General features: G+C 52.1%; 13 protein-coding genes. 12 read left to right on the top strand and 1 reads right to left on the bottom strand.

Translation table 11 applies throughout. The annotated features are described in order from the left end of the window. Positions 1-29: 29 nt before the first annotated feature. Genes DW350_RS04100 through DW350_RS04085 form a run of 4 tightly spaced genes read left to right on the top strand, consistent with a single transcriptional unit; the run spans position 30 to position 2,184 of the window. A complete protein-coding gene (locus DW350_RS04100) occupies positions 30-467 on the top strand; it encodes a YjfI family protein (RefSeq protein WP_115717652.1) in 438 nt (145 codons plus the stop codon). After that, positions 467-1,033 carry a hypothetical protein gene (locus DW350_RS04095; RefSeq protein WP_115717651.1) on the top strand — a complete coding sequence of 189 codons (567 nt, stop codon included), beginning with the start codon at positions 467-469 and terminating at the stop codon, positions 1,031-1,033. The genes DW350_RS04100 and DW350_RS04095 overlap by 1 nt, the downstream gene beginning before the upstream one ends. Further along, entirely contained in the window at positions 1,026-1,358 is a 333-nt protein-coding gene (locus DW350_RS04090) for a hypothetical protein (RefSeq protein WP_115717650.1), read from the top strand. Before DW350_RS04095 ends, DW350_RS04090 begins: the two co-directional genes overlap by 8 nt. Position 1,359: 1 nt before the next feature. After that, positions 1,360-2,184 carry a potassium channel family protein gene (locus DW350_RS04085; protein WP_115717649.1) on the top strand — a complete coding sequence of 275 codons (825 nt, stop codon included), beginning with the start codon at positions 1,360-1,362 and terminating at the stop codon, positions 2,182-2,184. Here the strand turns inward: DW350_RS04085 and DW350_RS04080 are convergent. Further along, positions 2,102-3,592: a CYTH domain-containing protein gene (locus tag DW350_RS04080; RefSeq protein ID WP_115717648.1), complete on the bottom strand. Its 1,491-nt coding sequence runs from the start codon at positions 3,590-3,592 to the stop codon at positions 2,102-2,104. The genes DW350_RS04085 and DW350_RS04080 overlap by 83 nt on opposite strands. A gap of 214 nt (positions 3,593-3,806) precedes the next feature. Here DW350_RS04080 and DW350_RS04075 point away from each other — a divergent pair, with 214 nt between their 5' ends. From DW350_RS04075 to DW350_RS04035, 8 genes are all read left to right on the top strand, one after another. Beyond that, entirely contained in the window at positions 3,807-4,424 is a 618-nt protein-coding gene (locus DW350_RS04075; protein WP_336406971.1) for a TIGR00153 family protein, read from the top strand. 11 nt (positions 4,425-4,435) lie between these two features. Then, the gene (locus tag DW350_RS04070) at positions 4,436-5,704 is read left to right on the top strand and encodes an inorganic phosphate transporter (protein WP_115717646.1); all 1,269 of its coding nucleotides are present in this window, start codon (positions 4,436-4,438) and stop codon (positions 5,702-5,704) included. Positions 5,705-5,791: 87 nt separating this feature from the next. After that, complete coding sequence (locus tag DW350_RS04065; protein WP_192954800.1) at positions 5,792-6,352, top strand: TIGR04211 family SH3 domain-containing protein; 561 nt, start codon at positions 5,792-5,794, stop codon at positions 6,350-6,352. Between the two features lie 480 nt (positions 6,353-6,832). After that, positions 6,833-9,994 carry a bifunctional proline dehydrogenase/L-glutamate gamma-semialdehyde dehydrogenase PutA gene (putA, locus tag DW350_RS04055; RefSeq protein WP_115717643.1) on the top strand — a complete coding sequence of 1,054 codons (3,162 nt, stop codon included), beginning with the start codon at positions 6,833-6,835 and terminating at the stop codon, positions 9,992-9,994. A 408-nt stretch (positions 9,995-10,402) separates the two neighbouring features. Continuing rightward, complete coding sequence (locus DW350_RS04050; protein WP_115720560.1) at positions 10,403-11,119, top strand: DUF554 domain-containing protein; 717 nt, start codon at positions 10,403-10,405, stop codon at positions 11,117-11,119. Between the two features lie 140 nt (positions 11,120-11,259). Beyond that, positions 11,260-11,787 carry a porin family protein gene (locus DW350_RS04045; protein ID WP_115717642.1) on the top strand — a complete coding sequence of 176 codons (528 nt, stop codon included), beginning with the start codon at positions 11,260-11,262 and terminating at the stop codon, positions 11,785-11,787. A gap of 119 nt (positions 11,788-11,906) precedes the next feature. Next, entirely contained in the window at positions 11,907-12,407 is a 501-nt protein-coding gene (locus DW350_RS04040) for an outer membrane beta-barrel protein (protein ID WP_115717641.1), read from the top strand. An 87-nt stretch (positions 12,408-12,494) separates the two neighbouring features. Beyond that, positions 12,495-13,295 carry a phosphatase PAP2 family protein gene (locus DW350_RS04035; RefSeq protein ID WP_115717640.1) on the top strand — a complete coding sequence of 267 codons (801 nt, stop codon included), beginning with the start codon at positions 12,495-12,497 and terminating at the stop codon, positions 13,293-13,295. Position 13,296 lies beyond the last annotated feature (1 nt).

Below are 13,296 nucleotides of genomic sequence, written 5' to 3'. Positions count from 1 at the left end.
TTGAGAGCATAAAACCCAAAGGCCCCCTCGTGCCAGCCACTCAGCCAGTAACTGCCGATATTATCGCCCGCCACCTAAACGGTTTGGCCGAAAACAGCCCCACCGGCTGCAGCTTTGACTGCCTGCCAATAACTGGCGATGTCGAGGTTTTACAAATTGTGGTGCAAGGCCGGGAAGAGCTGCCCATCTTTTTATCGGTGGCCGAAGATCAAGTGCTGGTGATGAGTTTTTTGTGGGACGAAAGCGAAGTTAACGCTGACAAGCGCGTTGCCATGCTGGAAACCATGCTGGAGCTGAATATTCCCATGCCGTTGTCGGCCTTTGCCAAAATGGGCGAGCGTTTTGTCATTTTTGGCGCCTTGTCGGTGCATTCCAGCCTTTTTGATATTGAGCATGAGCTGGTGGTGTTGTCGGACAACACCTTAGACATCCTGGATGACATGAGTCATTTTCTGGAGGCCTGCTGATGACGCTGTTAAAAGATCTGCTGGCTGCCAAGTCCCAGCCTAATAGCAAAAACATTGAACAGGCGATAAAAGCCGCGCAGAGGGAGCGCGACCATTTAGCCAAGCAGCAGCCAAAATGGCAGCAGCAGTTGCCACTGTTAGCCGAGCAACAGCAGCAACTGAGCACCCGAATTAGCGCCGAAGAAAGCCGGTTAAAGGCAATGCTAGCCAAGGCTGACACCGCCACGCTCAACACCGCAGCCGAGCAGCTAGCAGCCCTTGAAAACCAGCAAGCGGCGCTGGTTAACCAACAGCAACACCTTAGCCAGCAGCAACAGCTGTATCTGCAGCTAGAAAGGCAGCTTATTGACCTTCGCCGCCAGCTCAGCCTGTTGAGCGCCGCTAAAGAGCTGGCCCGCATGGAAGGCACCCTGGCGCCGCTATTAAGCCGCCCCAAAGGCGGCACCAAAGCGGCGATTAATGCCATTCGTGAGCGTGAAGCCAGCTCGCCCAAAGCCCCTAAAAACACGCCTCAAAGTAACGCCACCAGCGTGCTAAAAAGGCTAAAAGGGGAGCTTGATGAGTAAAAAGCTGGAGCAAAAGTGGGCGTCTTCCATCGCCGCCATGAAGGCGGTACAGGTGGCATTCGATTTAGATACCCGGCTGCAATATGCCATTCGCCTAGCGGCCCTTGAAGAAGGGCTGAGCCCGTCCGACCAAATTCGCAGCATGCTTGAGCTTCCCGTTACTACCCGCCCGAAACGGCCGCGGCTAACGGTGACTCTCAACGGCGACGACTACCAACGTTTGGGCAAACGTTACGGTGTTGCCGCCGACGACCAATTGGAAATTAAGAAAAAAGTCATGCAAGAATTGGCAGAGCAAGCAGATACGTTACTTAAGGACAATTAACGTGAAACCCGAATTAAGGGTGCTGGCACCCACGCCCATTGAACTGGCGATGATGGTGCTGTCGGTAGTGGCCGTAGCCGTGGTGCTGGCGCTGCAATTTGCGCCGGTCAATCATGACGAGCGGGAATTGCTGCTGCTTATCGACAATGGCGTTTGCGTGATTTTCCTGACCCGCTTTACGGTTGGCCTGGTACGCGCCAAACAAAAATGGGCCTTTTTTAAAACCCATTGGATTGACCTTATCTCCAGCATCCCGGTGATAGACGTACTGCGCTACGGGCGGCTCTTTCAAGTGATAAGGGTGCTGCGCATTTTGCGCATGGCCAACCAGGTTATTCAGCAGCTGATGAAAGAAAGCACCAACGTGGTGCTGGCAACCATGCTGGTGATTTTAGTACTGGTGATAGGCGGCAGCTCCATTGCCATATTGATGGCAGAAGCCGCTAACCCCCATTCCAATATTCACTCGGCAGAAGACGCCATTTGGTGGTCGCTGGTAACTATTTCTACCGTTGGCTATGGCGACTATTACCCCGTTACTACCGCAGGCAGGGTAATAAGCGCGGTGTTGATTATCTCGGGGGTGTCGTTATTTGGTGGTTTAACCGGTTTAATGGCCGCCAAACTCACCCGGCGCAGTGAAACAGAAGAGCTCAATCACAGGGAAATTCGTCATAAGTTGGAACAGCTTGAAGGTGATATCAAAGCGCTGAGCACACAGCTTGGTGTGCTCAGCGCTGATATTAGGGCCAGAATACCTGCTGATTCAGCCCCAGCTGACGCGACTGATCCATCGCCACCACCAAAGACTGGCGCTTGCGATTAAGCCAGTTTTCCAGTTGCTCGGCATCGTCATCAGACAAGTCTAGCCTCGCCGCCAACTGCCCAATGCCTTCCAGACGCCGCGCCTCTTCCAAACCAAACATAAAGTCTTGCCACTGCTCAACACTATGTTCGCTAAATTGGTCAGGATAGAGCGCCCCAAAGGTGCGGCAGCAGGTCAAATAGCGCAGCACTCGGCCTTCTTGGTCCAGGTATTGTGGCAGCGCCATGCCCCGCACCAAGTGCCGTTTAAGGTCGGCGAAGGATTTGGCTAAATGGGTGTCAGCAAACCATTTGATGGGCTTTTCAAGCTCGGCAATGGCGGCATCATCGAGCTTGCTGCGCCATTGGCGCAGCGCCACAAACTTCAGCGCAGCCAGCTTCAAGCGGTTGGCCCTTTCCGAGGCAAACAGCTGGGTAAAGAAGCTTAAATTCGGCAGCGCCTGTTGGCGCTCATTGGCTTGCTCTAGCAGCTCATCACTGATGTTGAGCTTTCTAAAACTGCTGCCTTTGGCCGACAGCACCTTGGCAACACGCACCTGAGCCTGGGCCTGGGCGAGCTGGTCGGCCAGCCATTGGCATTCCTGGCGCAGTTCGCTAGAGGCCTTGCGTGGTACCAGGCCGCCAAACAGGCTTAATACCTGGCGAAAATACTGCAGCGCATCGGCAAGCGCTAACAGCGGCTGCCAGCCGGGATGCAATAAAAACACATCTTCGGCTTGCTGCCATTGGCTAATGGCAGTGCCCAAGCCCTGGGCCAGAACCTCTTCGTTGCTCATTTGCCGTTGCACATCGGCCATCGGCTCATCCAGCGGCAGATTACCCTGCCCGTTGGCAAGCCAGTTGCCACGGGCGGCTTTGGAAAGGCCAAAGCATTGCACGCCGTCGCGAAGCAGGCCTTCGGCAAAGCGAAATAGCGCCGCTAAATCCTCGCCCTGCATTTCCAGCTCCAGCTCACGAATGGGCAAGCAATGGCTGTTGGCACTGACTTCGCCCTGGTCCCAGCAAAACTCGACTTGCTCGCCAGCAACCAAGGTTTTTTGCCGGTCAAAGTCGGTGCTAAAAACCGCGACCAGCGCTTCTTCAAGTTCATGCACATCGGTGCCGGCAGGCCATACTTCATCAGGAAAAGCACTTAGCCGGGGCTTGTTGCTATCGATGGGCAGGTTATATTCAGGTCTGGCAGATAATGCAGACCCAGAGTTACCAGCGAGCTTTAGGGTTTGCTCACGTTTGCCATCGACCTCACGAATACGCAGGCCCATACGCCATTTGGCCAGTAAGCCTTCAGGCGTATCAAAGTAGGTGTTCTTTAGGTGACGCGCTTGGGCGCCGCCGAGTAATGGTTGCAGCCAGCTGTCAGTATCCAGTTGGTTGGCAACACGTAATTTCAGTTCGGTTTCTATGGCCATGGTGGCTTTTGGTTGACAGGTGTCGGGCTGATTATAACGGCCATGACAGTAAAAAAAATGCCATTACGGTTTTATTACGGCCAACCTTTGCGCTATCCTTCGCGCCGCATTGGCCTGATGCCGACAATATCGTCAAATATGAGGGGCAACCATGCCTGCAAACAGTATCTTAGGTCTCTTCGCTAAATCGCCTATTCGGCCCCTGCAGCAACACATGGACAAAGTCCACGAGTGCTGTCAGACCCTGGTGCCGTATTTTGAGGCTGTACTGGCCGACGACTGGTCGAAAGCCAGCGAGCTGCGCAATGACATCAGCCGCCTGGAAAAGGAAGCTGACGCTCTGAAACGTGAGATCCGCATGACGCTGCCCTCAGGCCTGTTCATGCCGGTTGAACGTACCGACTTGTTAGAGTTGGTTAAAGAGCAGGACCGCATTGCCAACAAGGCAAAAGACATTGCCGGCCGGGTTCTGGGGCGCAAGCTCAAGATCCCAACCATCTTTGCTGAAGAATTCAGCGCCTACCTTTCCCGTTGCTTGGACGCAACAGCGCTTGCCGCCAAAGCCATTAACGAACTGGACGAGTTACTCGAAACCGGTTTTCGTGGCCGCGAGGTAGAGCTGGTCAACCGGATGATCAATGAGCTCGATGACATCGAGCACGATACCGACGAGTTGCAGATCCGCCTGCGTCGCCAGTTATTGGCGATTGAAAAAGATCTCAGCCCGATCGACGTCATGTTCCTTTACTCCATTCTTGAGTGGGTTGGCGACCTGGCCGACCGCGCTGAGGGCGTGGGGTCTCGCTTAGAGCTGCTCCTGGCGCGCAGTTAACAGGAAATTACATGGAAATCATCGCTCACTACGGCACGTATTTGGTGCTGCTTGCGGCTGTCGTCGGCTTTTTAATGGCCTGGGGTATCGGTTCCAACGACGTTGCTAACGCCATGGGCACCTCTGTTGGCACCCGTTCCTTGACCATAGGCCAGGCGATAGTTATCGCCATGGTATTTGAATTTGCCGGCTCTTACCTGGCGGGGGGCGAAGTGACCTCCACCATCCGTAACGGCATTCTGGACCCCAGCGCCTTTACCAACCACCCAGAGGTGCTGGTATTGGGGATGATTGCATCCTTGCTGGCCGCCGGCATTTGGCTGATTGTGGCGTCTAACTACGGTTGGCCTGTTTCTACCACCCACTCCATTGTTGGCGCCATTATTGGTTTTGCGACCGTTTCCATTGGCTCTGATGCGGTGCAGTGGGGAAAAACCCTGGGTATTGTTGGCTCTTGGATAATTACCCCTGCCATTTCCGGGCTCATCGCTTATTTTGTCTTTACCAGCGTGCAGCGGTTTATTTTTAACACCGAGCATCCCTTACAAAACGCCAAGCGTTTTGTACCGGTGTACATGTTCATGACCGCCTTTGTGATTAGCCTGGTGACCTTGAAAAAGGGCTTGTCGCACATTGGTTTGAACCTCAGTAACGGTGAAGACTGGCTTTATTCTTTCATTGCCTCGCTGGTGGTGATGTTTGCCGGTTACCTCTTTATTGGCCGCGAAAAATTCAACCCTTCTGATGATAAAGACATGGGCTTTGCCAACGTCGAAAAGGTGTTTGCCATTTTGATGGTACTGACCGCCTGCGCCATGGCTTTCGCCCACGGCTCGAACGACGTGGCCAACGCTATTGGGCCATTGTCTGCGGTCGTCAGCGTGGTTGAAGCCGGTGGTCAGGTGGCGGCGCAGTCAAAAATTGCCTGGTGGATACTGCCACTGGGTGGCTTTGGTATCGTCTTGGGCCTGGCCATTATGGGTAAAAAGGTCATGGCCACCGTTGGCACCGGTATTACCCACCTGACGCCAAGCCGCGGTTTTGCTGCGCAATTTGCTACCGCAACCACGGTGGTGCTGGCATCCGGTACCGGTTTGCCTATCTCCACAACCCAAACCCTGGTGGGTGCCATTATGGGCGTAGGTTTGGCCCGCGGCATTGCCGCGCTTAACCTCTCGGTTATCCGTAACATTGTGGTTTCATGGGTGGTAACACTGCCTGCTGGCGCCCTGCTGGCCATTGTGATTTTCTGGATCCTTGAAGCACTGATCCTCCGCTGAACATCAGCAGCCATGGCGCTTGCCATGGCTGCTGATGCTAACTAGGATGGAGCAGCGACTTTTACTCGGATAATCAACATAATGTTAATGCGCGCGCTGCTTCTGCTACTGGTTCTAACACCAAGCCTTTCCTTTGCCGATCCCGCCTTTGTCAGTGAAGACATTTATGTTTTCCTGCATTCTGGCCCCTCTAAAAACTACCGCATTATTGGCTCCATTAATGCCGGTACACAGTTACAGGTGCTGGACCAAAATGGCGACTTTACCGAGGTGAAGGACGACCAAGGACGTACCGGCTGGATACAAAGCAAATACGTCACTAACGCTCCAACCTTTAGAGTTACCATTCCCAAGCTGCAGGCCTCCTTAAAAGCCGCTCAGGACAAAATTCAGGAACTGTCATCAGGACATGACTCACTGGTCAATAACCTCGATACCCTGCAGCAAGACAAGTCTCAGCTCAGCTCGCAAGTGGCTGAACAAAAGTCACAGATCACCCGCCTTCAGGCGCAGGTCAAAGGCATGGACCAAAGCAACCTGATGCGCTGGTTCCTCTACGGCGGCTGCGTTGCCGGTGGTGGTTTGCTGCTCGGGTTACTATTGCCCTACCTCATTCCACGAAAAAAGAAGAAAGATATGTGGATGTAAGCAATACATCGCTTTCAAATAAAAAGGCCGCAGCAAGCGGCCTTTTTATTTGTATACTGGATAAATCAGGAAAAATAAAAATCTATAAAAAACGAATAAAAAACCAACCAAACATAATAATAAAAATACTAAAAAAACCTCAAAGAACAATCAGCAAACCACACCATAAGCCTTACAGCCGCGCTTTTCACCCCACCCTGCAACTACTCAAGGAAAGCCTTATACCACCTACCTTAACGACAAAGTCATTCGTACTGTAATTAGTGCCCTGCAAATGATAAAAGAGGCTATGGGCCAAGGTCTTTAGCAACAAGGCCAAAGCTGCTTTCAGCAGTAGCCAAAATGCGGTGAAAAGGGGATTTTCATGCAGTGTGTATATTGTATACTTCGCCCCGTTCATGCCTCGGCCCGGAGGCAAATTTGTCAGCCTTTGGCTTTGGTTTTCGATACCAGAGCCCTGTTGCAAAGGTGTTTAGCCCTATGTTCAATGCAAGCCAAGTGGTGGCACCGGATTACCAATTACCCGACCTTGATACACTCAGGGAAGCCATCACCGACAACTACGCGGTAGATGAAGAACAATACCTGACCGAACTGTTAAAACTGGTGCCCAATAGCGACCAGCAAATACAGTCTATCGGCCAGGACACGGAACGCTTGGTGTCAAAAATTCGTGCTCACCACGATAACGGCGATGGCATCCAGGCCTTTTTGCAGCAATACAGCCTAGATACTCAGGAAGGCATTATTTTAATGTGCTTGGCTGAGGCTTTGCTGCGTATTCCTGACCCTGACACGGCCGACAGTCTCATTAAAGACAAGCTCTCCGGTGCCAACTGGGCCAAGCACTTCAAACAGTCCGAATCCTTACTGGTTAACGCATCGACCTGGGGCCTGATGTTAACCGGTAAAGTGATCACCATGGACAAGCGCATCGACGGTAGCCCGGCGAATCTGTTGAACCGCATGATCAACCGCCTTGGCGAGCCAATGGTCCGCAAGGCCATGTATGCGGCCATGAAAATCATGGGCAAACAGTTCGTACTGGGCCGCACCATTAAAGAAGCGCTGAAAAATTCGCAAAAGTCGCGCAAGCTTGGCTACACCCACTCCTATGACATGCTGGGTGAAGCGGCACTGACCGCGATAGACGCCAAAAAGTACTTCGACGACTACAGCAACGCTATTGCTGCCCTTGGCGCTGGTGATTACGACGAAAAACAAGCCCCGCGGCCAACCATTTCAATTAAATTGTCGGCGCTGCACCCCCGTTACGACGTGCAGAACCTTGACCGGGTGCGCACCGAGATGGTGGAGATTGTCCGCCAACTGGTCGAAAAAGCCCGCGTTGCTAATGTCGGCCTGCAAATTGACGCCGAAGAAGCAGACCGCCTCGAGATCTCACTGGATATCTTTGAAGCCGTTTACCGCTCAGAAACGGCAAAAGGCTGGGGCAACTTTGGTTTAGTGGTACAAGCCTTCTCAAAACGCGCCCTACCGGTACTCAACTGGCTAGCCCGCTTGGGCCGTGAACAAGGCGACCTTATTCCGGTACGGCTCGTTAAAGGCGCTTACTGGGATACCGAAATCAAGCTTTGCCAAGCAGCAGGCCTTAAGGGCTACCCGGTTTATACCCGTAAAGCCTCAACCGATGCTTCTTACTTGGCCTGTGCCCGCTTTTTGCTGAGCGAGCACACCCAAGATGTTATCTACCCGCAGTTTGCTTCCCATAACGCCCACACCGTAACGGCCATTAAAAGCATGGCCGCAGGCCGTCCTTTTGAATATCAGCGCCTTTGGGGTATGGGTGACGAGTTATACGACACTGTATTGGAAGAAAACCCTGGCCAAAACGTGCGTATTTACGCGCCGGTTGGCAGCCACAAAGATTTGCTGCCCTATTTGGTTCGCCGTCTGTTAGAAAACGGCGCTAACAGCTCTTTTGTGCACAAACTGGTTGACCCCAATACACCGGTGGCAAGCCTTGCCACCCATCCCTTAAAAACCTTGGCCGAGGCACCGAGCCTTGCCAACCATAAAATTCCCTTGCCTGCTGCTCTTTATGGCACCCGCAAAAACTCCGGAGGGACTAACTTGCATATTCAGTCTGAAGCCAAGCCTTTCTTCGACGCCCTAGCGCCTTTTAAAGACCATCAGTGGCAGGCAGCGCCTATTGTTGGCGGCAAGATTATGAGCGGCGAGCAACATCAGGTGGTGTCTCCGCACAATCACGACGCCGTGGTGGGTACCGTGGCTTTTGCCAGTGGCGCACAAGCCAAAGAAGCGGTGACCTTAGCCAAAGCCGCTTTCCCCGCCTGGTGCCGCTCTAACGTTGAAGTGCGCGCCAAAGCCCTGGAAGCTTTCGCTGATTTGATGGAAGAAAACCAAGCCGAACTGATTGCCCTAGTTGCCCGTGAAGCTGGCCGCATTCTGCAAGACGGCATTGATGAAGTGCGTGAAGCGGTGGACTTTTGTCGCTACTACGCCCAGCAAGCCCGCAAAATGTTTAACGGCGCCGAAGTACTGCCAGGCCCAACCGGCGAGCTGAACGAGCTGTATGTGCAAGGCAAAGGCGTCTTTGTTTGCATCAGCCCCTGGAACTTCCCGCTGGCAATTTTCGTCGGCCAGGTTGCGGCTGCACTGGCAACCGGTAATACCGTTATCGCCAAGCCTGCCGAACAAACTTGCTTGGTGGCGTTTCGTGCTATCGAGCTGGCCCACAAGGCCGGCATTCCAGCCGATGTACTGCACTTTTTACCTGGCGACGGCGCGTCAGTAGGCGCCGCTTTAACCAGCGACGACCGTATTGCCGGCGTGGTGTTCACCGGTTCTACCGGTACCGCCAAGGCCATTAACAAGGCACTGGCCGACCATGACGGCGCCATCAAAACCCTTATCGCTGAAACCGGCGGCCAAAACGCCATGATCGTTGACTCCACCGCTCTGCCCGAGCAAGTGGTTAATGACGTCATTGGCTCTGCCTTTACCTCCGCCGGCCAGCGCTGCTCTGCCCTTCGGGTACTTTACGTGCAGGCCGACGTTGCCGACCGTATTTTGGAGCTGTTAAAAGGCGCCATGCAGGAACTGGTCGTTGGCGACCCCTGGGATTACAAAACAGATATTGGCGCCGTTATCGACGCCGACGCCAAAGCCTTATTGGAAGAGCACTTAACTGCCCTTAAAGGCTTTGCCAAAGCCATTGCCACCACCCCCATGGGTGATGCCACCAATAAAGGCTCTTTTGTTACCCCAACCGCGGTTGAGATCAATAGTATCGAGCAGTTAACCAAAGAAAACTTTGGGCCTATTCTGCACGTTATTCGCTTTAAGGCAGACGAGCTGGACGCGGTAATGGATGCCATCAACGGCACCGGCTACGGCCTAACCCTTGGCGTGCATAGCCGTAATGAGGGCTTGGCGCTGGAGCTGGCGGACAAAGCCAATGTTGGTAACTGCTACATCAACCGCAACCAAATTGGAGCCATGGTGGGTACCCAGCCATTTGGTGGCCAAGGTCTGTCTGGTACCGGCCCGAAAGCGGGCGGTCCACACTACCTGTTCCGCTTTGTGACCGAAAAAACCCGTACCAACAACATTACCGCTGTTGGCGGCAATGCTACCTTGTTGACCCTGGGCGACTAAGTTCACTAAAAGTCACCACTAAAACGCGGCCTTTTGGCCGCGTTTTTTATAGTCCGCTCCGGGGAGGTTTCGAATAAACCGATATGACAAGCATCTGGGTTATTTTTGTTAATCCCCTATCGCTTTGGCAGCATTTCAAGCATCAGTGGTATTCTACCCACCGTTATTTTTAACCTTTTCATTTGTTTTTGATAACGAAAAGGCGGCAGTGGTTTTTCGTTATTTTAGCTAACGCGGTATTTGGCGGCGTTATCAAAACAGCTTATTGCACCTGCGTTTTAATTGTCGCTTATAGCAAACAGCTTCGCCATAGCCATGGTTAAGCGGCTTTATCGAACCCTAGCCCAAACGAGTGGCACTGCCATTTATCGGCGCAACTGGTTCGTCACACAGTAGGAAAACACCTTGATATTAGGTCCAATCATTAATAGCGGCGCTATTATCTCTGGCGGCTTGCTGGGGGCACTGTTAGCGAAATTTATTCCGAGTCGTTTACAAAAAGGCCTGCCGGCCACCTTCGCCCTTGCCTCTGTGGCAATTGGCATCACCATGATCATCAAAGAGCACAATCTGCCGGTGGTGGTAATGGCATTGATTTTAGGCACCGCGATCGGAGAGCTGATTTATTTAGAAGCCGGGGTTAGCCACGGCGCGGCCTTTATTCAGAGCAAATTAAATCATTTACTACCTATGCCCAGAGGGCTGGATAAAGCCGATTTTTCCCAGCAATTTACCGCGCTTATTGTGCTGTTTGGTGCCAGTGGTTTAGGGGTAATTGGGGCGATGACAGAGGGGCTAAATGGCAACTATCAACTTTTGATAGTCAAATCGATGATGGATTTTGTAACGGCCATGATTTTCGCCATTACCCTAGGCCCGGGAGTGATGCTAATTGCCGTGGTGCAATTTGCGGTACAAGGCATTCTGTTTCTGTTAGCCAAACCAATCATGCCCTATATGGACGCAACGGCTTATGCCAATTTCTCCGCGATTGGCGGCATCATTATGTTGGCGGTCGGGCTACGTATTGCCAAAATCATGAACTTTGCCGTGGTTAATTTTTTACCTGCTTTGCTGCTGGTGGTGCCCTTTACCTATCTGTGGCAGTACTTCTTTCCTGAGTAGCTCCCATTAACCTAAAAAATAACGGCTGAATAGAGCCTGCAACCTGAAGTAGCAGAGACTGACCTTGTATCGGTTAAGTTTGTAAATGAGGAAAAAAATGTTATAAATGCGTGACATAAAATGAGACAAAGGATACTGTCATGACCCGAAAGTTAACATTTTCACTGCTTTTTCTTACCACTACCGCTTTACCGGTATTAGCAGACACTCATCAGCAAGGGTATTACGCTGGTTTAAGTTACAGCCAAGCACAGTTTGATGGCCGTCAAGACGGTGTAGAGCCCGTTGATAACGACTTCAACTTAGTCAATATCGGCTTCGGCTTTCAATTCTCGCCTTACCTAGCAATGGAAGCCCGTTATGGTGTCACCGTCAGTGGCAATCAACATAGCCCTTACGGCGACACTAAGTTGGACCGATTCTATAGCGCCTATGCTATCCCTTCTTATCCCATCAACGAGTACTTTACGGTTTATGCTTTATTAGGAGGCACTGCTGTTGAAGTAACAGGTCCCGGAAGAGAAGCAGAGTCCGACTTCAGCTACGGCGCCGGCTTGCGTATGGCATTTGCCAATAACAGCGAGTTTTTTCTTGAATACAGCGACCATGGCCAAACTCCCTATTCCGACATTTCGGCCGTCACTTTTGGCGTGAATTACCACTTTTAATACCAAGCCTGTGGCCTCCTTATTCCAAGCGAAATGTTAACGGTGGGTAACAGCTCACTTAGCTTTCTCTTAAGATGGATTAAAGTAAGAAGGTAGCCCGAACCGGTAAGGGACTTGGTGTGAAAAAAATTGCATGGTTATGGGGGCTTTGCTTGGTGAGCTTGAGCGCCCTTGCAGACCCTGATGCGCCTTCACAAAATAGCGGCCAAAAGCCACTTATCAGCCATTACGACATTAGTCTTGGCGAACAAGGGGTCAATAGCGGCTACCAAATTGGCCCTTATGTGGCATTGGAAGGCCGCATGGGGTTTGATGTGCCGCCGTCCAGGGTGGCCCCGGCCCCAGCCGCTGAACCCAACAGTTACTACAGCGTTTATTTCTTGCCGCAATACCCTATCAGCAGCCAGTTTACCGTTTACGGCCTGGTTGGCTGGAGCCATTTACAAGTCGACCAATACGTTCCTGCCGGCGCCAGGGCTAACGAAGATCTTGGCCTTGGCGGTGGCTTGCGTTTTTCCATGGGCCAAAGCTCCCACGTTTTTGTGGAGTACGGCCAAAAACCCGATAACCAAGGACGAAACGAGCAGTCTGTGAGCTTTGGCCTTAGCTACCATTTCTGATCAAAAGATGACTAAGCTCACATTTTTCATGTTCCAGACAGCTTCCTTAAGAAAAAATTAAGCTTTCTGGGTTCTTGGAATTTTATTATGCGCCCCGCACCTTTTGACGCTCACTGGCGTCTTCGTCCCTTATTGACGCTAAACCTTATCTCGTTTCTGCTTCTCGCTTCCTGGCTGTGGCCCGTTACCCGTGAACTTTGGAACGGTTTTGACGACCAGCTCTTTACCTTGCTGAACCATCCCCTAGAGAAATCACATTCCTGGGCCTTGATCTGGGCCTTGGGCAGCATCAGGCCAATGGATATTGCCGTTGGCGTTATCATGCTGTGCTTTATGGTCAAAAAAGACTGGGTCTTTAGCGGCCGCATGCTACGAAAAGGCCTGTTTGGCTTTTTGATTCTGCTGGCGGTGATGTTGGTGGGCCGTATTCTCTTTACCGACCTTTCCTATCATTTTGGCTGGGAACGAGCCAGCCCGTCGCTTATCGAAACCAATGCAGTGCGATTAACAGAGCTTTTCCCTGACTGGCAAAAAGTCGCACTTAAAGACAGCGCTGGCCACAGCTTCCCGGGCGACCATGCCTCGGTAGTGCTACTTTGGGCACTATTTTTAAGCTTCTTTGCCCGTGGCTGGAAGCTGGCGATGGTGTGGGTTCTGACCGGTATTTTTATGCTGCCAAGATTGGTAGCCGGTGCTCACTGGGGCTCTGATGATTTTGTTGGCGGGGTTTTTCTTAGCCTGATGTCCATTGCCTGGGGCTGTTACACGCCGTTTTTGGCACGCTCAGAAGCGGTACTGGAACGGTGGCTGGCGCCGGTGCTAAATCGCCTTGGTAAGCTGCCGCTGCTAAATCAAACACGCTTTTTTAACCCCAACCTGCCAGCTTAAT

Origin of the sequence: Gallaecimonas mangrovi (assembly GCF_003367375.1) — a bacterium.
Classification (GTDB): Bacteria; Pseudomonadota; Gammaproteobacteria; order Enterobacterales; family Gallaecimonadaceae; genus Gallaecimonas; species Gallaecimonas mangrovi.
This window is presented reverse-complemented; position numbering and strand designations above follow the sequence as displayed.

Excerpts from the sequence above, each read along its gene's own strand:
- DW350_RS04075 (WP_336406971.1), top strand. The coding sequence starts at position 3,807 with ATGGACAAAGTCCACGAGTGCTGTCAGACCCTGGTGCCGTATTTTGAG.
- DW350_RS04035 (WP_115717640.1), top strand. The coding sequence starts at position 12,495 with ATGCGCCCCGCACCTTTTGACGCTCACTGGCGTCTTCGTCCCTTATTG.
- DW350_RS04095 (WP_115717651.1), top strand. The coding sequence starts at position 467 with ATGACGCTGTTAAAAGATCTGCTGGCTGCCAAGTCCCAGCCTAATAGC.
- putA (WP_115717643.1), top strand. The coding sequence starts at position 6,833 with ATGTTCAATGCAAGCCAAGTGGTGGCACCGGATTACCAATTACCCGAC.
- DW350_RS04045 (WP_115717642.1), top strand. The coding sequence starts at position 11,260 with ATGACCCGAAAGTTAACATTTTCACTGCTTTTTCTTACCACTACCGCT.
- DW350_RS04065 (WP_192954800.1), top strand. The coding sequence starts at position 5,792 with ATGCGCGCGCTGCTTCTGCTACTGGTTCTAACACCAAGCCTTTCCTTT.
- DW350_RS04070 (WP_115717646.1), top strand. The coding sequence starts at position 4,436 with ATGGAAATCATCGCTCACTACGGCACGTATTTGGTGCTGCTTGCGGCT.
- DW350_RS04090 (WP_115717650.1), top strand. The coding sequence starts at position 1,026 with ATGAGTAAAAAGCTGGAGCAAAAGTGGGCGTCTTCCATCGCCGCCATG.
- DW350_RS04080 (WP_115717648.1), bottom strand. The coding sequence starts at position 3,592 with ATGGCCATAGAAACCGAACTGAAATTACGTGTTGCCAACCAACTGGAT.